At 64.0% G+C, this 22,904-nt stretch carries 19 protein-coding genes; 16 read left to right on the plus strand and 3 right to left on the minus strand.

Going from position 1 to position 22,904, the window contains the following annotated elements:
• Position 1: 1 nt before the first annotated feature.
• Positions 2-1,552, minus strand: a complete 1,551-nt coding sequence (locus AKG11_RS09020) for an FGGY-family carbohydrate kinase (protein WP_050743652.1) — start codon at positions 1,550-1,552, stop codon at positions 2-4.
• Between the two features lie 771 nt (positions 1,553-2,323).
• Between AKG11_RS09020 and AKG11_RS09025 the strand changes: the two genes are divergently transcribed.
• From AKG11_RS09025 to AKG11_RS09085, 13 genes are all read left to right on the plus strand, one after another.
• A complete protein-coding gene (locus AKG11_RS09025) occupies positions 2,324-2,974 on the plus strand; it encodes a DUF2291 family protein (protein ID WP_050743653.1) in 651 nt (216 codons plus the stop codon).
• Positions 2,971-4,512 carry a sugar ABC transporter ATP-binding protein gene (locus AKG11_RS09030; protein ID WP_050743654.1) on the plus strand — a complete coding sequence of 514 codons (1,542 nt, stop codon included), beginning with the start codon at positions 2,971-2,973 and terminating at the stop codon, positions 4,510-4,512. Before AKG11_RS09025 ends, AKG11_RS09030 begins: the two co-directional genes overlap by 4 nt.
• A 98-nt stretch (positions 4,513-4,610) precedes the next feature.
• Complete coding sequence (locus AKG11_RS09035; protein WP_050743655.1) at positions 4,611-5,651, plus strand: ABC transporter permease; 1,041 nt, start codon at positions 4,611-4,613, stop codon at positions 5,649-5,651.
• Between the two features lie 117 nt (positions 5,652-5,768).
• Positions 5,769-6,716, plus strand: coding sequence for a D-ribose ABC transporter substrate-binding protein (locus AKG11_RS09040; RefSeq protein ID WP_024271312.1), 948 nt, complete (start codon positions 5,769-5,771; stop codon positions 6,714-6,716).
• A 90-nt stretch (positions 6,717-6,806) separates the two neighbouring features.
• Positions 6,807-7,661 carry a DeoR/GlpR family DNA-binding transcription regulator gene (locus tag AKG11_RS09045; protein WP_197283966.1) on the plus strand — a complete coding sequence of 285 codons (855 nt, stop codon included), beginning with the start codon at positions 6,807-6,809 and terminating at the stop codon, positions 7,659-7,661.
• A 66-nt stretch (positions 7,662-7,727) separates the two neighbouring features.
• Positions 7,728-9,428, plus strand: a complete 1,701-nt coding sequence (locus AKG11_RS09050; protein WP_050743656.1) for a dihydroxyacetone kinase family protein — start codon at positions 7,728-7,730, stop codon at positions 9,426-9,428.
• A gap of 324 nt (positions 9,429-9,752) precedes the next feature.
• Positions 9,753-10,580 (plus strand): phosphogluconate dehydrogenase C-terminal domain-containing protein, encoded by an 828-nt coding sequence (locus AKG11_RS09055; protein WP_050743657.1) that lies wholly within the window; start codon positions 9,753-9,755, stop codon positions 10,578-10,580.
• A gap of 104 nt (positions 10,581-10,684) precedes the next feature.
• On the plus strand, positions 10,685-11,626 hold the full coding sequence (locus AKG11_RS09060) for a D-ribose ABC transporter substrate-binding protein (RefSeq protein ID WP_050743658.1): 942 nt from the start codon (positions 10,685-10,687) through the stop codon (positions 11,624-11,626).
• Between the two features lie 69 nt (positions 11,627-11,695).
• Entirely contained in the window at positions 11,696-12,334 is a 639-nt protein-coding gene (locus tag AKG11_RS09065) for a DUF2291 family protein (RefSeq protein ID WP_050743659.1), read from the plus strand.
• A 1-nt stretch (position 12,335) separates the two neighbouring features.
• Entirely contained in the window at positions 12,336-13,880 is a 1,545-nt protein-coding gene (locus tag AKG11_RS09070; protein ID WP_050743660.1) for a sugar ABC transporter ATP-binding protein, read from the plus strand.
• A complete protein-coding gene (locus AKG11_RS09075; protein WP_050743661.1) occupies positions 13,880-14,947 on the plus strand; it encodes an ABC transporter permease in 1,068 nt (355 codons plus the stop codon). The genes AKG11_RS09070 and AKG11_RS09075 overlap by 1 nt, the downstream gene beginning before the upstream one ends.
• A 2-nt stretch (positions 14,948-14,949) precedes the next feature.
• The gene (locus AKG11_RS09080) at positions 14,950-15,984 is read left to right on the plus strand and encodes a Gfo/Idh/MocA family protein (RefSeq protein ID WP_050743662.1); all 1,035 of its coding nucleotides are present in this window, start codon (positions 14,950-14,952) and stop codon (positions 15,982-15,984) included.
• Positions 15,981-17,849 (plus strand): D-apionate lactonase, encoded by a 1,869-nt coding sequence (locus AKG11_RS09085; protein ID WP_050743663.1) that lies wholly within the window; start codon positions 15,981-15,983, stop codon positions 17,847-17,849. The genes AKG11_RS09080 and AKG11_RS09085 overlap by 4 nt, the downstream gene beginning before the upstream one ends.
• Before the next feature lie 3 nt (positions 17,850-17,852).
• Here the strand turns inward: AKG11_RS09085 and AKG11_RS09090 are convergent, their stop codons facing one another.
• Positions 17,853-18,569 carry a transcriptional regulator NanR gene (locus tag AKG11_RS09090; RefSeq protein WP_023513982.1) on the minus strand — a complete coding sequence of 239 codons (717 nt, stop codon included), beginning with the start codon at positions 18,567-18,569 and terminating at the stop codon, positions 17,853-17,855.
• 142 nt (positions 18,570-18,711) lie between these two features.
• Here AKG11_RS09090 and oiaX point away from each other — a divergent pair, with 142 nt between their 5' ends.
• Positions 18,712-19,968 carry a 3-oxo-isoapionate-4-phosphate decarboxylase OiaX gene (gene oiaX / locus AKG11_RS09095; protein ID WP_050743664.1) on the plus strand — a complete coding sequence of 419 codons (1,257 nt, stop codon included), beginning with the start codon at positions 18,712-18,714 and terminating at the stop codon, positions 19,966-19,968.
• Between the two features lie 3 nt (positions 19,969-19,971).
• Positions 19,972-21,273 (plus strand): four-carbon acid sugar kinase family protein, encoded by a 1,302-nt coding sequence (locus tag AKG11_RS09100; RefSeq protein WP_023513917.1) that lies wholly within the window; start codon positions 19,972-19,974, stop codon positions 21,271-21,273.
• A 7-nt stretch (positions 21,274-21,280) separates the two neighbouring features.
• Here the strand turns inward: AKG11_RS09100 and AKG11_RS09105 are convergent, their stop codons facing one another.
• Positions 21,281-22,069, minus strand: a complete 789-nt coding sequence (locus AKG11_RS09105; RefSeq protein WP_023513918.1) for an AraC family transcriptional regulator — start codon at positions 22,067-22,069, stop codon at positions 21,281-21,283.
• A 15-nt stretch (positions 22,070-22,084) separates the two neighbouring features.
• Between AKG11_RS09105 and AKG11_RS09110 the strand changes: the two genes are divergently transcribed.
• Positions 22,085-22,879 carry a TSUP family transporter gene (locus AKG11_RS09110; RefSeq protein ID WP_023513919.1) on the plus strand — a complete coding sequence of 265 codons (795 nt, stop codon included), beginning with the start codon at positions 22,085-22,087 and terminating at the stop codon, positions 22,877-22,879.
• The last annotated feature ends 25 nt before the right edge of the window (positions 22,880-22,904 follow it).

The raw sequence follows: 22,904 nt of genomic DNA on the forward strand, positions 1-22,904 counted from the left end.
TTCAGCGCGCCGCCAGAATGTCCCAGGCGGGCGCGATGCCTCGACGCGCGTCCGAATAGGCGGCGAAGAGGCGCGTCATGCGTTCGGTGTCTTCAGGCTTCGGGGGCTCGGCGGCGCCGAGCTCAGGCGTCACCCAATCGGCGATGCAGTCGTCCATCGTGCGATACGCGCCGATGGCAACGGCCGCCATCATCGATGCGCCCGCGGCGCCCGCCTCCTCGCGCGTCGAGACGCGCACCGGCGCGCCCAGCGCTGCGCCGAGCGTGCCGCGCAGCGAGGCCGACCGGGCGGCGCCACCGGAAACGCGAAGCTCCGAGGGAAGCGTGCCCATGGCGGCATAACAATCGCGCGTCGCCATGCCGAGGCCTTCGACGACGGCGCGCACGAGGTCGGGATAGCGGTGGCGGCTGGAAAGCCCGGTGAAATTCGCGCGGGCACGGGCGTTGACGAAGGGGCCACGCTCGCCCGCCTCGGAAATATAGGGATGGTAAAGGATATTGCCGGGTTTGCTTGCCGCGAACCATTGGTCGACGCGGCCGATCATCTCGTTGAGGCTGGCGGTGACGCCGAATTCGCCCAGGAGATCGGCACCAAGCTGGAGCAGCCAGTCGAGGTTGATCGTCGCGCCCATATTGGTCTGGACCTGGGTGACGACGCCGGGGATCGGCAGGGCGATGACATAGCCGGTGCGCTCGGCGTTGAGCACGACCTCGGAAACCGGTTTTGCCAGCAGGTGCACACCCGTGGAGCCGATGGCGGAGCAGGCGGCGTTGCGGCCCTCGCTGCGCACGCCCGCGCCAAGCGCCGTCATGCACATGTCGACATAACCGAGGCAGACGGGTGTTCCAGGTTTCAGGCCGGCTGCCGCGGCAGCTTCCGCCGTCAAAGGGTGAACGGTTTCCGTGCCCTCGATTACCTCCGGCAGCAGTTTGCGACGATGGGTAAGGCCGAGGGCGGCGAGCACGTCGCTGTCATAGGCGCGGGTGCGGAAATTGCCGAAGGTGAAGCTCACTTCCGACGGGTCGGTGGCGCGCACGCCGGTCAGGTTCAGGTAGAGCCAGTCCTTGCAGTGCATCGCCGTTTCGGCGCCGGCTAGCAGGTCCGGAAAATACCGGTCCATATGGGCGAGTTGCGCGCCCTGCTGGCAGGTGTTGAGGCCGGTGCCGGTCGCCGCAAAACGCGCATGGTCGGCATCAGAGGCGGCAAGGCGCTCGACGGTCGGCGCGGCGCGGGCGTCGAGCCACAACCAGGCGTCGCCGGCCGGGCGGTTTCCGGCGCCGACGAGCCAGGTGCCGTCACCCTGGCCGGTCACGGCGATGGCGGCGGTGCGGTCTGCAAGGTTTTCGACCTTCTCCGCAAGGCCGCGCAGCGCGCGGGTGCAGTCGAGCCAGGTCTGGTCGAGTGATTGGGTCACGGCGCCGTCATCGGCGGTCGTGTAGGTGTTGCGCACGGAGGCGCTGGCGATCTGGCGTCCGGAGAGTGTGAAGGCGACGGCCTTCATGACGGATGTGCCGGCATCGACGCCGATGATCAGATCCGCCGCGTCAGCCATGGGAAAGGCCCGCAGCGCCCGCGGTTGCCCGCGTCGTCTCGCCTGATCCGATTGAGAGCATTCGATCCTCCCGACAGTCTCTCTGGAAATGTGTGTGGGTTCCCAAATCGAATTCTTTCGACTTGCCTCAAGAACCTACCACGGGCCGCCCGAATTTCACACAGGAACATAACACAAAGTTATCATCTGTCTCGTAAAATTTTTCGAACAACGAATTTTTTTTCAGTTATGATGGGTAGCTATCGGGGAATTCGTTGCGGCTCGCTTTTTATGGGGCGGCGCTGTCGCGTAGCGTGCTTTTGTTGCCCGAAGGCTGTCGATCGGGCTTCCTTGCTATTCGATAAGTTCCATTTTTCTCGTTTAATATCAATATTTTAGTTTATTTTCCGATATGCACTGGCGGTGACGGTGATCTGCGATCGTGTGGGTGAGAAGGACGCGTCGATGCCCATTCCTTTGCCGCCGAACTATCGCTCAGGACCAGGGCTGTACACGATGTTGTTAAAAAACGCCGATTGACAGCCTGTGTTAATTTAACATATATACTGCGACATATAACACGCATATATCGCAATTGCGAAATTGTGTGCACTGCAGCGCAAGGCAGGTGAGGAGGCCGGGCCGGCGCCGTTCATGGGGAGGACATCGTGACATGTTCTGTTCGAAAGAATTCGACCTGCGGCCGCAACGCTTTGGGCTTGTCCCTTTTGCCGTCGCCCTATCGACGTGTCCGCCCGGAAAATCCCTCGTTCAACTGCAAGGCCAACCGACATGACTGACGCTGCGCTCGCAAAATCGCCCCAGCCTGCGAAAAGCTATCGCTGGATCGGTGTCGCCGCCGCCGTCGTGCTGCTCGGCGCCATGGTCTTCGACACGACGATCGTGCGCATCGGCTCGGAGGCCGACGTGCAGGTCCAGAAGTTTTCGCCGGAAGCGTATGGCGCGGAACAGTTCCCGCTGATCAAGCAGAGCGTCGAGACGCGGGCTGTCGACGCCGTCGAGCTGTCGCAGGCGGTCGCCGCGGACAAGAAGGCGGCGGGTGAGAAATACGGCGTCGCCACCTCCGTCGGTCCGGTCATTCCGGTGAAATTCACCGGCGTCGTCGGCGAGCGCAAGGCGAATTACAACGTCGTCGCGGTCGAGGGGCTGCCCGCCGAATTGACCGTGCGTGTGCAGACCGGCCCGGCGCTCAACGGCACGGATCTGCGCGATGCCACCGGCCAGATCGAATTCGGCCAGTTCAAGAACCAGATCGAATACCAGGATGCCGGTTCGGCCATCAACAACGAGGTCAAGAAGGTCGTGCTGTCGGGCATCGATCCGGCGGCGCTGAGCGGCAAGACGGTCTCGGTGATCGGCGTCATCAAGCTCGTCAACCCGAAGAGCTGGATCGTCACCCCGGTGAGGCTCGACGTCCAATGAGCGCGCTCGCGGAAACCGGCCGGAAGGGTGAAGTCGTGCTTGCCGCGCGCAACGTGGCGAAATCCTACGGCAATGTGCATGCCCTCAAGGGCGTCAACTTCGACATCCATCGCGGCCAGGTGACGACGTTGTTCGGCGAGAACGGCGCCGGCAAGTCGACACTGATGAAAATCCTCTCCGGCGTGGTGCAGCCGACGTCGGGCGAAATCATTCTCGATGGAGAACCTATCGTTTTCGCGTCATCCTCCCAAGCACGTGACCGCGGTATCTCCATCATCCATCAGGAGCTCAGCCTCGCGCCGAACATGAACGTTCGCGACAATATCTTCATGGGTCGCGAAATCATGACGGCGACGGGTGTCGACTTCGCCGAAGAAGAGCGCCAGACGCGGCTCCTGATGGAGGAACTCGAAGAGGATATCGATCCTCTGACCCCGGTCGAGGACCTGCGCCTCGGCCAGCAGCAGATCGTCGAGATCGCGCGCGCTCTCTCGGTCAATTCGCGCATCCTGATCATGGACGAGCCGACCTCGGCGCTCTCGGCCTCGGAAGTCGACGTCCTGTTCAAGGTGATCCGCGACCTGATGAACCGCGGTGTCTCGATCGTCTATATCTCGCACCATCTCGAAGAGGCGCTGCAGATCACCAACCATGCGGTGGTGCTGCGCGACGGGGCGATGACCGCCTATGCCGAGCGCAAGGACATCGATCTCGAATGGATCGTGCGGCACATGGTCGGCGACAATTTCGACCTCGGCTCGCCGCCGTCAGGCTACGACAAGGGCGACGTTGCGCTCTCCATCGAAGGGCTGACGGTGCCGGATCCGGGCGGCGCGGGCTATTCCGTGGTTGACGGCATGTCGCTTTCGGTGCGCGCGGGCGAGATCGTCTGCATCTACGGCCTGATGGGCGCGGGACGCACCGAGCTGCTCGAAACCGTTGCCGGCCGCCTCAAGGCGACGGCCGGCAAGGTCAAGCTGAAGGGCCGGGACGTCACCGGCCAGTCGATCGCGGCCTGCATTCGCGACGGCCTCGTGCTCGTGCCGGAGGACCGGCAGCGCGATGGCCTTGTGCAGACGATGACGGTCGGCCGCAACCTGTCGCTCGCCAGCCTCGGCGCGTTCACCCGCGGCCTCTTCACCTCGACCGCGCGGGAGACGGGCCTTGTCGGCGAGGCGATCCGCAAGGTGCATATCAAGACCGATGGCGGCGGGGCGGCGATCGGCTCGCTCTCCGGCGGCAACCAGCAGAAGGTGGTGATCGGCAAGATGCTGGCGACCGATCCGGAGGTGATCCTGCTCGACGAGCCGAGCCGCGGCATTGACATCGGCGCGAAGGCCGAGGTGTTCAAGCTGCTCGCCGAGCGCGCGAAGCAGGGCCTTGCCGTTGTCTACACCACGTCGGAAGTCGGCGAATGCCTCAGCATCGCCCACCGCATCATCGTCATGCGGCGCGGCCGCATTTCGGCAGAATTCGGTCCTGACGTGACCAAGGAACAGATCATGGCCGCCTCGGGCGAAGCCGTGCACGCCCACTAGAACGAACCCAGCCGGGTTCATTCTAGATACTTGTTTTACCGCATTCTCCGAGGCCGAGGCGATGCTCCGGCTGGAAATGCTCTAGGAGCGCTGAAGCAATGTCAGTCACACCTGCAATCCAGACAAAGGCGGCGGCGAGCGGCGGCAAGCGCAAGAAGAGCTTTATCGAGCTCCTGTTCGAGGGCCGCGCCTTCTTCGCGCTCATCGCGATCGTCGTCGTCTTCTCGTTGATGTCGCCGAACTATTTCACCGTCAGCAATTTCCTGATCATGGCCTCGCATGTCGCGATCTTCGGCCTGCTCGCCATCGGCATGCTGCTCGTCATCCTCAATGGCGGTATCGACCTTTCCGTCGGATCGACGCTCGGGCTTGCCGGCGTCGTCGCGGGCTTCCTCATGCAGGGCGTAACGCTGCCACAGCTCGGCATCATCCTCTATCCCTCGGTCTGGGTCGTGGTCGTGCTGACCTGCCTGCTCGGCGCCGTCGTCGGCGCAGTCAACGGCGTGCTCATCGCCTATCTGCGGGTGCCGGCCTTCGTTGCGACGCTCGGCGTGCTCTATGTCGCCCGCGGCATCGCGCTCCTGATGACCAACGGCCTCACCTACAACAATCTCGGCGGGCGCCCGGAACTCGGCAATACCGGCTTCGACTGGCTCGGCTTCAACCGTCTCGCCGGCGTGCCGATCGGCGTCCTCGTGCTCCTCGTCTTCGCCGTCGTCTGCCACGTCCTGCTTGCCCGCACGGCGTTCGGCCGCTGGCTCTATTCCTCCGGCGGCAACGAGCGTGCGGCGGAACTGTCGGGCGTGCCGGTCAAGCGCGTGAAAATCACCGTCTATGTGCTGTCGGGCGTCTGCGCCGCCGTTGCCGGCCTGGTGCTGTCCTCGCAGCTCACATCCGCAGGCCCGACGGCCGGCACGACCTACGAACTGACGGCGATCGCCGCCGTCGTGATCGGCGGGGCGGCGCTGACGGGCGGTCGCGGCACGGTCATCGGCACCATGCTCGGCGCTTTCGTGATCGGCTTCCTGTCGGATGGTCTCGTGATCATCGGCGTCTCGGCCTACTGGCAGACGGTTTTCACCGGCGCCGTCATCGTCACCGCCGTTCTGTTGAACAGCATCAAATACGGTCGCCGCTAGGGAAAGCGGCGACTGACAGGAACTGACTGCGGCTGGGGGAGGCGGACCATCGAAGCCCCGGCAGTGGAAAGTATTGCCGAAAATCGGCGCAACCGGACTCAACAAGGGAGTGAGACCATGTTCAAAAAAGGAATGCGTGTACTTTTCGCTGCGACCGCCGCACTGCCGCTGCTGTTCAGCACGGCCTGGGCTGAAGGTCTGATCACCGTCATCGTCAACGATCCGTCCAACCCCTACTGGTTCACGGAAGGCGAAGTGGCGAAGAAGACGGCGGAAGGCCTCGGCTACACGGCCAATGTCGGCGCGCACAAGGGCGATACCAACACCGAGAGCAACCTGATCGACACGGCCATCACCAACAAGTCCGTCGCCATCATCCTCGACCCGGCAAACGCCGACGGTTCGGTTGGTGCGGTCAAGAAGGCGGTTGCCGCCGGCATCCCGGTCATCCTCGTCAATGCCGAGATCAACCAGGAAGGCCTCGCCAAGGCGCAGCTCGTTTCGAACAACGCCCAGGGCGCCGCTCTCGGCGCCCAGCAGTGGGTCGAAGCGGTCGGCGACAAGGGCAAGTATGTCGAACTCTTCGGTGCACCCTCCGACAACAACGCCGCAACCCGTTCGAACGGTTACGAAACCGTCCTGACGCAGTATCCGGATCTCGAAAAGTCCGGCAAGGAAGTCGCCGATTGGGATCGCACCAAGGGCCACGCCAAGATGCAGTCGCTGCTTCAGGCCAATCCCGACATCATCGGCGTGATCAGCGGCAATGACGAAATGGCCCTCGGCGCCATCGCGGCGCTCAAGGAAGCCGGCAAGCTGGAACAGGTGAAGGTCGGCGGCTTCGACGGCTCGCCGGATGCCGTCGCGGCCATCAAGGCGGGAGAGCTGCAGTACACCGTCCTCCAGCCGGTCGCCGTCTTCTCGGAAGCGGCCGTCAAGCAGGCTGACAACGTGATCAAGACCGGCTCCACCGGTGTCGATACCGAAAAGCAGCTCTTCGATTGCCTGCTGATCACCAAGGACAATGTCGACAAGTACACCGCTCCCTTCGTTCTGAGCGAGTAATCGACACGGGGGCGCCCGTCGCGGGCGCCCCTTTCCGCTTGGCATTTCCCTTGCCGCCCGAAACGAGATACGACACGCTATCCTCGAAGCATGGCAGGGCCTCCGGTGAACAAGAAAGTCGACGTCAAGGATTTGCTTTCGGAAGAGCTGCCGAGCGACAGCCGGCATGCGCGCCAGCTCGTGCGCCGCCAGATGATCGCCGAGACGGTCATCGCCGAAGGCTCCATCCGCATCGAAGACCTGACCGAACGCTTCGGCATCAGCCTGATGACGGCGCATCGCGACGTCGATGAACTCGTCAGCCGCGGCCTTTTCCGCAAGACGCGCGGCATCGTCTCTGCTGCGCCCACCAGCCTGATCGAATCCTCCGACGTCTACCGCGCGACGAAGCAGGCGAAGGAAAAGAAGGCGATCGCCAGGGCGGCGATGCGCTTCGTGGAGCCGGGCCAGGCGATCTTCCTCGACGACGCCACCACCGTGCACGAGATGACCGCTTTCCTGCCGGCCAAGGTGCCGCTCACGGTCATCACCAATTCGCTCGTGCTCATCAACGAGTTGAAGGACGTCAACGACGTCAACCTGATCTGTCTCGGCGGCCAGTTCTACAATTGGTGCAACGCCTTCATGGGCCACATCACCACCAACGAGATCCGCCGCCTGCGGGCCGATACGGTGTTCATGTCGCTCTCGGCCATCGTCGGTGATGCGGTCTATCACCAGTCGCCAGAGACGGTGGAAACAAAACGGGCGATGTTCGAAAGCTCCGCCAAGCGGGTGCTTCTTGCAGATCACACCAAGTTCGAGCGGCGCGCGCTGCATCACTTTGCGACGCTTCAGGAATTCGATGCCGTCGTTGTCGACGAGGACATTCCGATCTCGCATCTGTCGCGCATGCGCTCGGCGGGCATCAACGTCATCGTGGCGGATGCCGAACGGGTGGCCTGAGACCTCTTTCTTCTCTCCGGTCGATGTTGCATCCTCGCGGCCCGATTGCCTGCGGAGAGGAAACCCATGACAAAAATTGTCGATGATCCGGAACGGTTTGCGTCTTCGGCGCTGGTGGGTTTTTCAAGGGTCTATGGGCGATATGTGCGGCTGGTGAAAGGCGGCGTGGTTCGCGCCACGGCGGTGCCGCGCGGAAAAGTCTCCGTTATCGTCGGCGGCGGATCGGGGCACTATCCGGCCTTTGCCGGTTATGTCGGGCCTGGCATGGCGGATGCGGCGGTGGCGGGCGAGATTTTCGCCTCCCCCTCGACGGCGGCGGTCGCCCGCGTCTGCCGCGATGCCAACCATGGCGGCGGCATTCTGCTCGGCTTCGGCAACTATGCCGGCGACGTCCTGAATTTCGGCGTGGCGGCGGAGCGGTTGAGGGCTGAGGGCATCGATGTGCGCATCGTCACCGTGACGGATGACGTGGCGAGCGCACCGGCGGACCGGCATCTGCAACGGCGTGGCATCGCCGGCGACTTCCTCGTCTTCAAGGTGGCGGGCGCGGCAGCGGAGGCGGGGCTTTCCCTCGATGAGGTCGAGCGCGTGACGCGGCTTGCCAATGCCCGCACCTTCTCCTTTGGTGTCGCCTTCGGCGGTTGCACGCTGCCGGGCGCGACGGAGCCGCTCTTCACCGTGCCCAAGGGCATGATGGCGCTCGGCCTCGGCATCCATGGCGAGCCGGGTATCCGTGATGCGAAAATCGTGCCGGCGGGCGATCTTGCAACCTTGCTGGTGGAGACCGTGCTCGCCGAGCGCCCGGCGGGCGCGCGCCGCGCCGCCGTGCTGCTCAACGGCCTCGGCGCGACCAAGTATGAGGAGCTGTTCGTGCTCTGGGGCGCGGTGGAGAGCCGGCTTCAGGCGGCGGGTGTCGAGCTTGTCGCGCCGGAGGCCGGCGAATATGTCACCAGCCTCGATATGCAGGGATGTTCGCTGACGGTGATGTGGCTCGACGCGGAGCTGGAGCGTTTCTGGCTCGCCCCTTGCGATACGCCGGTCTTCCGGCGCGGCGCGGGGTTCGAGACGCAGCCGGCCGACTTTGCGGAAAATGCCGAGGACGCGGGGCCGACCTTCGGGCCGGCCTCCGGCACTGCGCGGGAGAGCGCCCGCTGCCTCGCCGGTCTCCTCGATGCCATGGTGGCGGCTCTGACCGAGGCGGAGGCCGAGCTTGGGCGCATCGATGCCTTTGCCGGCGATGGCGACCACGGCCAGGGCATGCGCCGCGGCGCGACTGCGGCCCGCGACGCCCTCCATCAGGCAGTGGCGGATGGTGCCGGTGCGAAAAGCGCGCTTGCCGCGGCCGGCGATGCCTGGGCGGATCGGGCCGGCGGAACCTCCGGCGCCATCTGGGGCCTGCTACTGCGCTCCTGGAGCTCGGCTTTTTCCGATGAGGCGGCCTTGCAGGACGCGGATGTCGTGCGCGGCGCCCGTCTCGCGCTGGAGGACGTGATGCGCCTCGGCGGGGCGAAGCCGGGCGACAAGACGCTTGTCGATGCCTTCGTTCCCTTCGTTGCCGCGCTCGAAACGGCGAAAGCGGATGGCCTTACCCTGAAAGCGGGCTGGAAGAAGGCCGCCGCCACCTGTGAGGCTGCGGCTGAGGCCACCGCGCCGCTGTCGCCGCGGCTCGGGCGCGCACGCCCGCTCGCCGCGCGCAGCATCGGCCATCCGGATGCCGGCGCGGTGTCGCTGGCGTTGATCGCAAGGACGGTCGCCGGCCGTCTCTGACGGCTTTTAACGGGTTTTCTTTGGATCGGAAGCGGTCTGCGTCCCATCGCCTGTGTGATTATGAGCCGAACGTCGTGTGACGTTCGGCTTTTTCGCGTGTCCGGCTTCGTCAAGAACCGACGGTTTTTCAAATGGTTGGGGTTGAGCTCCGTTCTCCATCGCCGTCAAGACGCGATGTTATGTTCATCGTGTGATCGCATATTCTAAGATATAGTTGTTGACATATTATACCAGTTGAGAAATATAGGATCACGCCGGACGCCCGGTGGAGGAAATTCCGGCTGGAGCCCAAATCTCCGGCCGCTGCATTCAGGGAGGTCTTCGATGACATCGATCGCGTTGTTCGGCGCCGGTGGCAAAATGGGCTATCGGCTCGCCAAGAATCTCAAGGGTTCGCGCTTCGATGTCCGTCATATCGAGGTGAGCGAGGCCGGAAAGGCGCGCCTTTCCAATGAACTGGGCCTCGCCTGCGTTTCCGCCGACGAAGGCCTCGATGGTGCCGACGTCGTCATCCTCGCGGTTCCGGATACGGCGATCGGCAAGGTCGCAGCCGACATCGCCGACAAGCTGAAGCCGGGCACGATGGTCGTCGCGCTCGACGCCGCCGCCCCCTTCGCCGGCCATCTGCCGGATCGTGCGGACCTTACCTATTTCGTCACGCATCCCTGCCATCCGCCAATCTTCAACGACGAGACGGATCCGGCCGCCAAGCGCGATTTCTTCGGCGGCATCGCGGCCAAGCAGCACATCGTTTCCGCCCTGATGCAGGGGCCGGAGGAGGTGTATGCGCTCGGTGAGGAGATCGCGAAGGTCATCTGGGCGCCGGTCATGCGCTCGCACCGTGTCACCGTCGAGCAGATGGCGCTGCTGGAGCCCGGGCTTTCCGAAACCGTTTGCGCTTCGTTGCTCGTCGTCATGCGGGAAGCCATGGACGAATGCGTCAGGCGGGGCGTTGCCAAGGAGGCCGCCCGCGACTTCCTGCTCGGCCATATGAACGTGCTCGGCGCGGTCATCTTCGAAGAGACGCCCGGCGTCTTTTCCGACGCGTGCAACAAGGCGATCGAGTTCGGCAAGCCCGTGCTGATGAAGGACGACTGGAAGCGTGTGTTCGAGCCCGAGGAAATCGCGGCCAGTATCCACCGCATCACCTGATATCCGGCGGGTTCGCCCGCCGATGAAGCGACTTGCACCGGGGCGGCCCTTTTCAATGGAGGAACGGCCGCTGGAGAGACCGGTGCCTAACCGGGAGGAGACATATGAATATTACCCGTAGACTGATCACCGTCGGCTTCGCTGCTGTCATGGCCGCCGGCGTTGCCATGCCGTCCTTTGCAGCGGATCTCATTGCCATCATCACGCCGAGCCACGACAATCCGTTCTTCAAGGCGGAAGCCGTCGGTGCCGAGGCGAAGGCCAAGGAACTCGGCTACGAGACGCTGGTGCTCGTGCACGATGACGACGCCAACAAGCAGTCGCAGCTCATCGACACCGCGATCGGCCGCGGCGCGAAGGCGATCATCCTCGACAATGCCGGCTCGGAAGCCTCGATCGCCGCCGTGCAGAAGGCGAAGGATGCGGGCGTTCCCTCCTTCCTGATCGACCGCGAAATCAACGCCACCGGCGTTGCCGTCTCGCAGATCGTCTCGAACAACTATCAGGGCGCGCAGCTCGGCGCGGAAGAGTTCGTCAAGCTGATGGGCGAGAAGGGCAATTATGTCGAGCTGCTCGGCCGCGAAGCCGATCTCAATGCCGGCATTCGCTCCAAGGGCTATCACGACGTCATCGACGAGTACCCCGACATGAAGATGGTCGCCCAGCAGTCGGCCAACTGGAGCCAGACCGAAGGCTACTCCAAGATGGAGACGATCCTTCAGGCCAACCCGGACATCCAGGGCGTGATCGCCGGCAACGACACGATGGCCATGGGCGCGATCGCGGCGCTTCAGGCGGCCGGCCGCAAGGACGTCATCGTCGTCGGATTCGACGGTTCGAACGACGTGCGCGACTCGATCAAGGCAGGCGGCATCAAGGCCACCGTCATGCAGCCGGCCTATGCCCAGGCCCAGCTCGCTGTCACCCAGGCGCATGAATACATCACGACCGGCAAGGCGCCGGCCGAGGAAAAGCAGCTCATGGACTGCGTGCTGATCACCGCTGACAACGCCAGCAAGCTCGAAACCTTCGCGCTCGCGGAATAATCCTCCCCCGCGACGGTGCGAGGCGGGGTACGGTCCCGCCTCGCATTTCATTCATGACGGAGAATGGGAATGCTGAGGTTTCAGGCTGCCTTTCCGGTTCTGCTGGCCGGCGCGCTGGCGCTTAGCGGCTGCAAGTTCGTCAAGACGGAAGACGAACAGAAACAGGCGGCGGCCGGGGCCTTCAATCCGGACAAGCTGGTCGCCGATATCTGGGACGCCAAGGTCGTGCCCTATCTCGACGAGCGTGCCGGTGCGTTTCAGGCGGTTTCCGCTCTCGCGGCAAGCGACCTGAATGCGGCTGCCGAAAAATACGGTCACAAGGAAAAGCAGGGCAATGCGCCCTGGACGTTTGCGGCCAAGGTCGACGGGGTGATCGTTGCTGAAGAAACGAAATCGCGCGCAGCCTATGTCGATGTGGACGTCGACGGCGACCAGAAGGCGGATGTGCGCGTCTCGATCGGCCCGGCCATCCGCGGCACGGCGATCCGTGACAGCCTGAAATTCGTGAACTTCAACGAGTTCAAGAACCAGATCGAGTGGGCGCAATACGGCAAGTCGTTCAACACGCATGTGAATGGCCTGCTGCTGGAAAAGCTGCCCCGCGAAAGCCTGAACGGCAAGACGATCAAGGCGACGGGCGCCTATCCGCTGCCGGCCAAAGGGCAGTTGCCGCAATTCGTGCCCGTTACAATCACCGTCGGAGGCTGAGATGAGCGGCATCGACGACGGCGACGTCATTCTCGAATTGAAGGACATCACGAAGGCCTATTCCGGCATCGTGGCGTTGAAGAGGGCGGACCTGAAGCTCAGGCGCGGCGCGGTCAATGTGCTCGTCGGCGAAAACGGCGCCGGCAAGTCGACTATGATGCGCATCATTGCCGGCGTGGAGCGGCCGACCCTCGGCGAGATCTGGATGGACGGCGTGCGCATTCATCTGAACAGCCCTGCCGATGCGGTGCGCCACGGCATCGGCATCGTCTTCCAGGAGCTGAACCTCTTCGGCAACCTCTCCGTTGCCGAAAACATCTTTGCGACGCGCGAGATCACCCGCGGTATCCGCGGCATCGATCACAAGGCGCAGGTCGAAAAGGCGAACGAATTCCTCAACCGCCTGGAAGCCGGCATTTCCGCCGATACGCTGGCGGAAGACCTGCCGATCGGCCAGCAGCAGCTCGTCGAGATCGCCCGCGCCGTCTCGCTCGACACGCGCATCCTCATCATGGACGAACCGACGTCGGCCCTCAGTGCCGCGGAAGTCGACGTGCTTTTCCGCGTCATCGCCGACCTCAAGGCGCGGGGCGTCGCCATCGTCTATATCTCGCACCGGCTGGAAGAGCTGATGCGCATCGGAGACTACATCACCGTCTTGAAGGACGGCCAGATCACCGGTCACGCCATGGTCAAGGACATCGACACGCGCTGGATCGTGCGTTCGATGATCGGCTCGGACGCCAAGGATTTTGCCAAGCAGGTCGATCACGAGCCGGGCGCGGAGCTGTTTCGCACCGAAGACATCTGCCTGCCGCGCGCGCAGGGCGGCTATGCCGTCGATCATGTCTCGATCGGCGTGCGCAAGGGCGAAATCCTCGGCATTTATGGTTTGATGGGCGCCGGGCGTTCGGAGCTTTTCGAATGCATCATGGGCCGGCACGAGCATTATACGGGAAAAATCTTCGTCGAGGGCGAGGAGCTGAAGGGTCGCGATACGACCCGGCGCATCCGCGAGGGCCTGGCGTTGATCCCGGAGGACCGCCAGCGCGAGGGGCTTGTGCAGTCCATGTCGATTGCTGACAACCTCTCGATGGCAAGCCTCGGCCAGTTCCTGAAGGGCGGCTTCCATATCGATCTGAAGCTCGAGAAGAAGGCGATCCTGGAGGCGATCCGCAGCCTCTCGATCAAGGCGAAGAACCCCGAATTCGACGTTACCTCGATGTCCGGCGGCAACCAGCAGAAGGTCGTCATCGGCAAGGCGCTGATGACCGGCCCAAAAGTGCTTTTGATGGACGAGCCGAGCCGCGGCATCGATGTCGGGGCCAAGGCAGACGTCTTCCGCACCATGCGGCGGCTGGCGGGCGAGGGGCTCGCCATCCTCTTCTCCACTTCCGACCTCGAAGAGGTCATGGCGCTGTCCGATCGTATCGCCGTGATGAGCAACGGCCGGCTGGTGACCGTGGTGGATCGAAAGGACGCCACCGAGGAGATGATCGTTTCGGCCTCCGCGGAGGGACATAAAACCAAAAGGATGCACGCGTGATGACGACAGCAACGCAAACTGCCGCCGCCGGCAACCACCTTTCCACGGGCGCCGCCCTGCTCACGATCATGAAGCTCAGGACCTTCATCGCGCTCTTCGCGGTGATCATCTTCTTCTCGATCTTCGCGCCGAACTTTTTGTCGACTGCGAATATGATCCTGATGTCGAAACACGCGACGCAGAACGCGTTCCTTGCCATCGGCATGACCTTCGTCATCATCACCGGCGGCATCGACCTTTCGGTCGGCTCGATCGTCGGCCTGTGCGGCATGATCGCCGGCGGGCTCATCATGTATGGCGTGGCGCTGCCGCTCGGCTACACGGTCTATTTCAACATCGTCGAGGTCGCCGTCATCGTCATGGCGGTCGGCATCCTGATCGGTGCGATCAACGGCCTGCTCATCACCCGCCTCAACGTCGCGCCCTTCATCGCGACGCTTGGCACGCTCTATGTGGCGCGCGGCATGGCGCTGCTCTATTCCGATGGCCAGACGCTGCCCAATCTCACGGGCCGCGAAGACCTCGGCAATCAGGGCTTTTCCTATCTCGGCTCCGGCTCGATCCTCGGCCTGCCGGTTTCCGTCTGGATTTTGATCGTCGTCGCGCTGGGGGCCGCCTACTTCGCCCGCTTCGTGCCCCTCGGCCGGCACATCTTCGCGGTCGGTGGCAATGAACGTGCCTCCCGCATGTCCGGCATCCGTGTCAACCGCGTCAAGATGTTCGTTTACATGTTCTCCGGCTTCTGCGCGGCGATCGTCGGCCTCATCATCTCCTCCGAACTGATGGCCTCGCACCCGGCGACCGGCACCAATTTGGAGCTTAACGCCATTGCGGCGGCCGTTCTCGGTGGTACATCCATGTCGGGCGGACGCGGCACGATCGGCGGCACGATCATCGGCGCCTTCGTGATCGGCATTCTCTCGGACGGGTTGGTGATGATGGGTGTCAGTTCCTTCTGGCAGATGCTGATCAAGGGGCTCGTGATCATCGTCGCCGTCGTGGTGGACCAGGCGCAGCGCCGGCTCCAGCAGCGCGTCACCCTGATGCAGATGGCAAAGGCGGGTTGAGCATGGCGCGGTTCAAGGGTGCGTTGATCGGTTGCGGCTTCTTCGCCGTCAACCAGATGCATGGCTGGCGGGACTTGGCCGACGTGGACATCGTGGCGATCTGCGACCGCGATCCGGAGCGGCTGCGTATCGTCGGTGACGACTTCGGCGTCGAAAGGCGCTATCAGTCGGCGGGAGCGATGTTTGCCGATGGCGGCTTCGATTTCGTTGATATCGCCACGACGGTCGGCAGTCATCGCGCACTGGTCGAGCTTGCCGCAAGCCACTCGATCCCGGCAATCTGCCAGAAACCGTTCGCGCCGACGCTTGAGGATGCCAAAGCCATGGTCGCCGCCGCGCAGACGGCGGGCATCCCCCTGATGATCCACGAGAATTTTCGCTGGCAGACGCCTATCTTAGCCGTAAAGGCGGTGCTCGATAGTGGCGCGATCGGTGATCCCTTCTGGGGTCGCGTCTCCTTCCGTTCCGGCTTCGATGTGTTCTCCGGTCAGCCCTATCTCGCCAAGGGCAATCGCTTCATCATCGAGGACCTCGGCATCCACTCGCTCGACATCGCCCGCTTCCTCTTCGGCGATGCCAGCCACATGACCGCCCGCACACGCCGCATCAACCCTGACATCGCCGGCGAGGACGTGGCGACGATGCTGCTCGACCATGACAACGGCATCACCTCGATTGTCGATGTCAGCTATGCGACGAAGCTGCCGCAGGAACCCTTTCCGGAAACCTTCGTCGAGATCGACGGCAGCAAGGGCACGCTGCGGCTCGGCAAGGACTACAAGCTCATCGTTCATGGTCCAGATGGCACGACGGACACGGTCGTCGCGCCGAACCTGCTGCCCTGGGCCTCGCGGCCCTGGCACAATATCCAGGAGAGTGTTGCGCTCATCCAGAAACACTGGATCGAGCGGCTGGCGACGGGACACGAACCGGACACCTCCGGCCACGACAACCTGAAAACCTTTGCCTTGGTGGAGGCTGCCTATCTCAGTGCCAAGCGCGGCGAGACCGTCGCGCTGGGAGATCTTTTGGGATGAGCGGGGACCTGCTCCGGCTCTACGGCACAAGCGAGCGCGAGCCGGAAAGCCGAACGCTTTCGGCCGGTGACCTGAGTGTGGACCTTCAGGACGGCAACCTGCGCACACTGCGGTTTCGTGGCCATGAGGTGCTGCGCGCCATTGCATTTCTCGTGCGCGACAGGGATTGGGGTACTTGCGGCGCCGCTATCGCCAATCTTGCGCTCGAAGAAACGGCAACGGGTTTTTCTGTTTGCTATGATGCACGTTTCAGCGCGCCTTCCGGCGCCAACCTCGACTGCACCATCACGATCACCGGCAACGCCGAGAGCGTGACCTTCTCTGCCGATTGCGTCAGCGATGCGGATTTTGAAACTGCGCGCGCGGGCTTCGTCGTGCTGCATCCGGTTGTCGGCGTTGCAGGCGAACCGGTCGAGGTGCAGCACAGTGACGGCAGCGTCGAACAGGCGCGTTGGCCGGACCGGATAGAGCCCTGGCAGCCCTTCAAGGATATCGCTGCCATTACCCATCACGTTGCCTCCGGTATCGCGGCAACGACGGAATTCCTGGGCGATGTCTTCGAGATGGAGGACCAGCGCAACTGGACCGACGGCTCCTACAAAACCTATGTGCGGCCGCTGGCGCTGCCCTGGCCCTATCGCGTGCCGAAGAGCAAACCGTTCAGCCAGCGGGTTTCTGTTGCGATCGAGGCGGATGGGGATGCGGCGCCTGCGGCCGGTGCCGGGGATGCCGTTTCGCTGCTGATGGTGCCGACGACATACCGGCTTCCCGAGATCGGCGTCGGACTGAGGCCGGAATGCCTTGCTGGCGAGCGGGCCGCACTCGATGCCTTGAGCGTTGTGGGCGCCCGGCATTTGATCGCCCATTTCGATCCTGCCGCCGGCCATGGCATCGAAGCGCTGGCTGGCTATGCTGAGATCGCAGCACGGTCCGGCCTGAAGGTGACGCTGGAATTTGCCGTGCCGTGCCAACGTCCGCTCAATGATGAAATGTCTGATATCGCGTCACTCGTCGGTAAGGCAGGGCTGGTGCTCGATACGCTGTTCGTCTGTCCTGCGGTGGACCGGCAGTCGACGCCGCCCGGCAGCGTCTGGCCGGAGTGTCCGCCGCTGGAGGCGGTTTATGCCGCAGCGCGGGCAGCCTTTCCGGGCGTGCGGCTCGGTGGCGGCATGATGAGTTATTTCACCGAGCTCAACCGTAAGCGTGTGCCGGGCGCGTTGCTGGATTATGTCAGTCATTGCACCAATCCGATCGTGCACGCGGCCGATGACCTCTCAGTCATGCAGACCTTCGAGGCGCTGCGTTTTGTCACGCGTTCGGTTCGCACGCTCTACGGCGACAAGCCGTACCGTATCGGCCCTTCGACAATCGCCATGCGGCAAAATCCCTATGGCAGCGCGACGAAGGCCAATCCAGCGGGCGGCCGCATTCCGATGGCCAATGTGGATCTTCGTCATAACGGGGCGTTCGGTGCAGCCTGGACGCTGGCCTATGCCGCTACGGTTGCCTCGACCGGGCTTGAGGTCCTGACGTTGTCGACGCTGGCGGGGCCGTTCGGGCTTGTGGCAAGCGAGGGGGAGGCAACGCCCGAAGGGGCGCTTCGGCCGCTCGCCCATGTGCTGGCGCGGCTCGGCAGCCTTTCGGGTGCGGCGCTGGTCGCCGTCGAGACGTCCCGCCCGGATGCGGTGCTGGGCCTTGCTGCAGAAAGCCGGTTGTTTTTGGCGAACATCACGCGAGAGGCGCAGGTTGTGGTTCTTCCGGCAATGCCGCGCACGGTTTCGCTGATCGGTGGCGGCGGCGTGGAGATGCCGGCGGCCCAAAGGATCAGCCTGCCGCCCTACGGCACGGTCGAGGTCCTGCTGTGAACCTTATTTCTGCCCCTTGAGCGCATAGAGCGCGCGGGAGCGTTCGAGGTGCTTGATCATCGCCTTTTCGGAAAGGTCGGCGTCACCCTTCTCGATGGCGCGGATGATTTCCTCGTGTTCGGCCAGCGTGAAATTCTCGCGGCCCGTCCAGATGAGCATTTCCGTATGATAGGACTTCAACCATCCCAGCATCGCACCGCTGACGGCCGCGAAGATCGGATTGCCGGAGATCCGCGCAATGCATTGGTGGAACTCCATGTCCGCTTCGATGAAGGCATCCGCATCGCCGAGGCTTTGTTTCTGCGTGTCGAGCAGGGCGCGCAGTTCGGCAATCTGGGTGGGGCTCGCCTTGGTGGCGGCCTCGCGGATCATGCCGCGCTCGAAGAAGATGCGGGCGCTTTTCAGATGCTCCAGCGTGTCGGAGGAGCCGGAGAGCATGAGTTTTGCCGGCAGGTCGACCTGGCGGATGATGGATTCGGCGGTGATGCGCAGCACCTTGGCGCGCTCGCCCTGCGAAATCTCCACCAGCCCCTTGCCGGCGAGCGCCTGCATCGCCTCGCGGATGGCCGGGCGGCCGACACCGTAGCGCTCCATCAGCTCGCGTTCGGAGGGCATGTCGTCGCCGGCTTTCAGTTCGCCGGTCTCGATCATGTGCTTCAGCCGGGCGAAGACTTCGTCGGAGAGTTTCTTGCGGACGATCGGTTCGGAAACGACGTTCATGGGGCACCTGGTTTCGACAGGTTTGAATATGCATCAAGTTTCATTGCCGCAACAGCTTTCACGAGAAAGTCGGCTTGCAATAACATAAATACTCATTATACCAGTTGATGGATTTTCACAAGCGCGTGCGGGAGGAGAAAACGTGATCCGTCTGACCTATCGGATAGAGACGGCGGGTTCGCCCGAGGCCATGGCGGCGAAGATCGCCAGCGACCAGTCGACCGGCACCTTCGTGGCCCTTCCCGGGGAGACGGAGGAGCTGAAGGCCCGTGTTGCAGCGCGCGTTGCTGCCATTCGCCCCCTGCCGCCCGCCGAGCGGGCCTCCTTTCCGGATGAAGCCGTTGGGGCGCACCTCTTTCACCGGGCGGATGTCGATATCGATTTTCCGCTGGATGCTGTCGGGACCGATCTTTCGGCGCTGATGACCATCGCGATCGGCGGTGTGTTCTCCATCAAGGGTATGACGGGCATCCGCGTCGTCGGCATGAAGCTGCCGCCGGAGTTCGCTGACGCGCATCCCGGCCCGCAATTTGGCGTTTCCGGAAGCTTCGCGCTGACGGGTGTGAAAGACAGGCCGATCATCGGCACCATCGTCAAGCCGGCACTCGGCCTTCGGCCGCACGAGACGGCCGAGATGGTCGGAGAGTTGATCGCTGCGGGCGTCGACTTCATCAAGGACGACGAGAAGCTGATGAGCCCGGCCTATTCGCCGCTGAAGGACCGCGTGGCGACGATCATGCCGAGGATCCTCGACCACGAGCAGAAGACCGGCAAGAAGGTCATGTATGCGTTCGGCATCAGCCACGCCGATCCCGACGAGATGATGCGCAACCATGATCTGGTACTGGCAGCCGGCGGCAACTGTGCGGTCGTCAACATCAACTCCATCGGCTTCGGCGGCCTTTCCTTTCTGCGCAAGCGCTCGGGTCTCGTGCTGCATGCCCACCGCAACGGGTGGGATATCCTGACCCGCCATGCCGGTCTCGGCTTCGAGTTTTCCGTCTGGCAGCAGTTCTGGCGGCTGCTCGGTGTCGACCAGTTCCAGATCAACGGCATCCGCGTGAAATACTGGGAGCCCGACGAGAGTTTCGTGCGCTCCTACAAGGCCGTCAGCACGCCGCTGTTTTCGACGAAGGACGTGGCGCTCCCGGTCATCGGCTCCGGCCAGTGGGGCGGGCAGGCGCCGGAAACGATCGCGGCGACGCAGGGTTCGACGGATTTGCTGTACTTGTGCGGCGGTGGCATCGTCAGTCATCCGGGCGGGCCGGGGGCGGGCGTCAAGGCCATACGGCAGGCCTGGGAAGCGGCCGTCGCGGGCGTGCCGCTCGAAGCCTATGCGAAGGACCATGCGGAACTTGCGCAGTCCATCGAAAAGTTTGCCGATGGCAAGGGAGCCTAGACGATGACGCGTCCCCTGATCAGCTACTACGGCGACGATTTCACCGGCTCGACGGACGTCATGGAGGCCCTCGCGTCCAATGGCGTGGAGACCGTGCTTTTCCTCGATGTGCCGGATGCGGACCTCCTGTCGCGGTTTGCCGGTGCGCGGGCCTTCGGCCTGGCGGGCACCAGCCGCAGCGAGACACCGGGCTGGATGGACGTGCATCTTCGTGCGGCCTTCGGCTGGCTGAAGACGCTCGATGCCGAGCTTTGCCACTACAAGATCTGCTCGACCTTCGATTCCGCCCCCCATGTCGGCAACATCGGCCGTGCAATAGAGATCGGCCGTGCCGTCTTCGGCGAGGCGACGGTGCCGCTCATCGTCGGTGCGCCGCAGATCCGGCGCTACACGGCCTTTGGCGACCTTTTTGCGGCCTATCAGGGGCGTAACTACCGCATCGATCGCCATCCGGTCATGGCACGTCACCCGGTGACGCCGATGAACGAGGCCAATCTCCTGTTGCATCTCTCGCGGCAGACGACGCTCTCCTCCACCCTCATCGACATGGTTGCGCTGCTGGCCGATCAGCAGCCGGAAAACGCCGATATCCTTCTCGTCGACGTGCTCGATGCGGCGACGCAGGTTGCGGCCGGTGCCCTGCTCTGGAACCGGCTGCGGGAGAGGAGCCGCTTTGTCTGCGGCTCCTCCGGTCTGGAATACGCCCTGATCCCGACATGGCGGGACCAGGGCCTGGTCGGCGAGAAGCCCGCCTTTCCCGCAGCCGGGCCGGTGGATCGCATCGCTGTCGTTTCGGGCAGCGTCTCGCCCACCACCGAACGGCAGATCCGCCATGCGCTGGAAAACGGCTTTGGTGGCGTCACGCTCGATCCGCTTGTGCTGTCGGGCGAGAACAACGCGACGGCGGTTGCTGCGGCCGTCGAGGCTGGTCTCAGGATCTTGCAGGAAGGGCGCAGCGTCGTGCTCTATACCGCGCTCGGGCCTGCGGCGGACCGCGGCGGTGAACTCGATTCTGCGGCAGGCGCCCGTCATCGTCTCGGGCGTGCCTTGGGGCGTATCCAGTCGGAGATCGTCGCACGTGCCGGTCTTGTTCGCGCGGTCGTCGCCGGTGGCGACACATCAAGCCATGCGCTTGGTGAAATGGGGATCGCGGCACTCACGCTGAAAATGCCCTTGCCGCAGACGCCGGGTTCGCCGCTCTGCATTGCCCATGGCGGGGCGGCGGATGGCCTCGAGATCGCGCTGAAGGGCGGGCAGGTTGGCGGCGACGACTATTTCTCGATGATCCGCGCCGGCCGGGCCTGAGCGGTTTTCACCGGCCCGGATGCTCTGTCGCGCCCATCTCGGCAAGGGCGCCCGGCGTTACGCCGAAAGCCTTGCGGAAGGCGGAAACGAAGGCACTGGCCGAGCCATAGCCGGCATCGGCCGCCACCACTTTTACCGGTAGGCCACGCATCAGCGGATCGAAACCCGCAGCCAGCACCACCCGTTGCCGCCAGGCACGGAAGGAGAGCCCGGTGGTGGTGGTAATGCGCCTTTGCAGGCTGCGCGGCGACAGTGCCAGCCTGTTGGCCCAATCGGAAAGCTCCAGCAGGCGTTCTTCGCCGGCATGCCATTGGCGCTGCATGGCGGCGAGTGCGGGATCGGCGGGAATTGCCAGCGTCGCGACAGGTCGGGCCGGGCGCAGCCGGTCGAAGAACACGTCGATGAGACGCTCATGCGCCGGTTGGCCGGAAGCCCTGCGATCGCTGGAGGCGAGTGTGTGCACGAGCTCCCGTTCCAGTCCACCGATCCGGAAAAGCATCGGCCGGTCGCCGAGAAGCACCGTTGCGCCCGGCTCGACATAGAGATTGTGCGCCGTGCGGGCGCTGCGCGCGCTCAGAGCATGCGGCAGGCCGCCGGGTATCCAGATCGCCTCGCCGGGACCGAGCACGACGAAACGCTCTGCGGCCTGCACCAAGAGAGGCGCATCCGGGCAATAGGCGAATTGCCCGCGGCGATGGCGGTGTGGCGGCGGCTCGCGCGCCGTCTCGAAGCGGGTGGAAAGGCCGATGAGCCGTGCTGCGCCGTCCTCGTATCCCGCGACCGGATCGACCTGCATTCTGGCACCTCCGCGATGGCACTTGGCATCTTCGCGACACTGCCCGCCGGCTGCAAGTCTATTCTTGCCGCAGAGGTGACGATGATCCTGACAGATTTCCTTCTTCTCGCAGGGGCCGGCCTGATCGGCGGCCTCTGCAATGCCATCGCCGGCGGTGGCACCTTCTTCACGCTGCCTGCCCTCATCGCAGTGGGTGTGCCGCCCGTTTCGGCCGCGGCGACGAGCGCGGTCGCCATCTGGCCGGGCCACGCGCTGGCAGTCGTCGGGGCACCGGAGCGGCTGCCGGCAGAAGAGAGCGACAGCATGCCCTGGGTGGCAGGAGGTGCACTTGCGGGTGCGGCCTTGCTGCTCCTTGGCGGAAACGATGTGTTTCGCGTGCTCGTGCCCTGGCTCATCCTGACGGCGACGCTGCTCTTTACCTTTGCCGCACCGTTGCATCGGCTCGTGGGGCGCCTTGCCGGAGGGAAAGGGCCGCGGTGCCGGTTTCTCGATTTCGCTGCGGCGCTGTATGGCGGCTATTTCGGCGCCGGGCTCGGTGTCGTGCTGATGGCGCTGATCATGCTGGAGGGGGAGGCGGCGCTCCGGCGTGCCAATCTGCGCAAGAATTTTCGGGCGGCGGTGGTGACCTCGCTTGCGGCGGCGGTGTTCATCGCAAGCGGCAGCATTGCCTGGCGGCAGGGTTTGCCCGTTTTTGCCGGTGCCTTGGCCGGCGGGTTCCTCGGCGGGCGGCTTGCGGCCCATGTGCCAGCCATCGCCCTCCGGCTCGCCGTCATTGCAACGGGGATCGTGCTGTTCCTGTCCTATCTCTAGAACCGCCGGGTCCTGGCCCGACCTG

The sequence above is a fragment of the Shinella sp. SUS2 genome (assembly GCF_001262505.1).
GTDB lineage: Bacteria > Pseudomonadota > Alphaproteobacteria > Rhizobiales > Rhizobiaceae > Shinella.

Bases quoted from the DNA above. Each gene is read 5' to 3' on its own strand.
- AKG11_RS09020 (WP_050743652.1), bottom strand. From the start codon at position 1,552: ATGGCTGACGCGGCGGATCTGATCATCGGCGTCGATGCCGGCACATCC.
- AKG11_RS09025 (WP_050743653.1), top strand. From the start codon at position 2,324: ATGACTGACGCTGCGCTCGCAAAATCGCCCCAGCCTGCGAAAAGCTAT.
- AKG11_RS09030 (WP_050743654.1), top strand. From the start codon at position 2,971: ATGAGCGCGCTCGCGGAAACCGGCCGGAAGGGTGAAGTCGTGCTTGCC.
- AKG11_RS09035 (WP_050743655.1), top strand. From the start codon at position 4,611: ATGTCAGTCACACCTGCAATCCAGACAAAGGCGGCGGCGAGCGGCGGC.
- AKG11_RS09040 (WP_024271312.1), top strand. From the start codon at position 5,769: ATGTTCAAAAAAGGAATGCGTGTACTTTTCGCTGCGACCGCCGCACTG.
- AKG11_RS09045 (WP_197283966.1), top strand. From the start codon at position 6,807: ATGGCAGGGCCTCCGGTGAACAAGAAAGTCGACGTCAAGGATTTGCTT.
- AKG11_RS09050 (WP_050743656.1), top strand. From the start codon at position 7,728: ATGACAAAAATTGTCGATGATCCGGAACGGTTTGCGTCTTCGGCGCTG.
- AKG11_RS09055 (WP_050743657.1), top strand. From the start codon at position 9,753: ATGACATCGATCGCGTTGTTCGGCGCCGGTGGCAAAATGGGCTATCGG.
- AKG11_RS09060 (WP_050743658.1), top strand. From the start codon at position 10,685: ATGAATATTACCCGTAGACTGATCACCGTCGGCTTCGCTGCTGTCATG.
- AKG11_RS09065 (WP_050743659.1), top strand. From the start codon at position 11,696: ATGCTGAGGTTTCAGGCTGCCTTTCCGGTTCTGCTGGCCGGCGCGCTG.
- AKG11_RS09070 (WP_050743660.1), top strand. From the start codon at position 12,336: ATGAGCGGCATCGACGACGGCGACGTCATTCTCGAATTGAAGGACATC.
- AKG11_RS09075 (WP_050743661.1), top strand. From the start codon at position 13,880: ATGACGACAGCAACGCAAACTGCCGCCGCCGGCAACCACCTTTCCACG.
- AKG11_RS09080 (WP_050743662.1), top strand. From the start codon at position 14,950: ATGGCGCGGTTCAAGGGTGCGTTGATCGGTTGCGGCTTCTTCGCCGTC.
- AKG11_RS09085 (WP_050743663.1), top strand. From the start codon at position 15,981: ATGAGCGGGGACCTGCTCCGGCTCTACGGCACAAGCGAGCGCGAGCCG.
- AKG11_RS09090 (WP_023513982.1), bottom strand. From the start codon at position 18,569: ATGAACGTCGTTTCCGAACCGATCGTCCGCAAGAAACTCTCCGACGAA.
- AKG11_RS09100 (WP_023513917.1), top strand. From the start codon at position 19,972: ATGACGCGTCCCCTGATCAGCTACTACGGCGACGATTTCACCGGCTCG.
- AKG11_RS09105 (WP_023513918.1), bottom strand. From the start codon at position 22,069: ATGCAGGTCGATCCGGTCGCGGGATACGAGGACGGCGCAGCACGGCTC.
- AKG11_RS09110 (WP_023513919.1), top strand. From the start codon at position 22,085: ATGGCACTTGGCATCTTCGCGACACTGCCCGCCGGCTGCAAGTCTATT.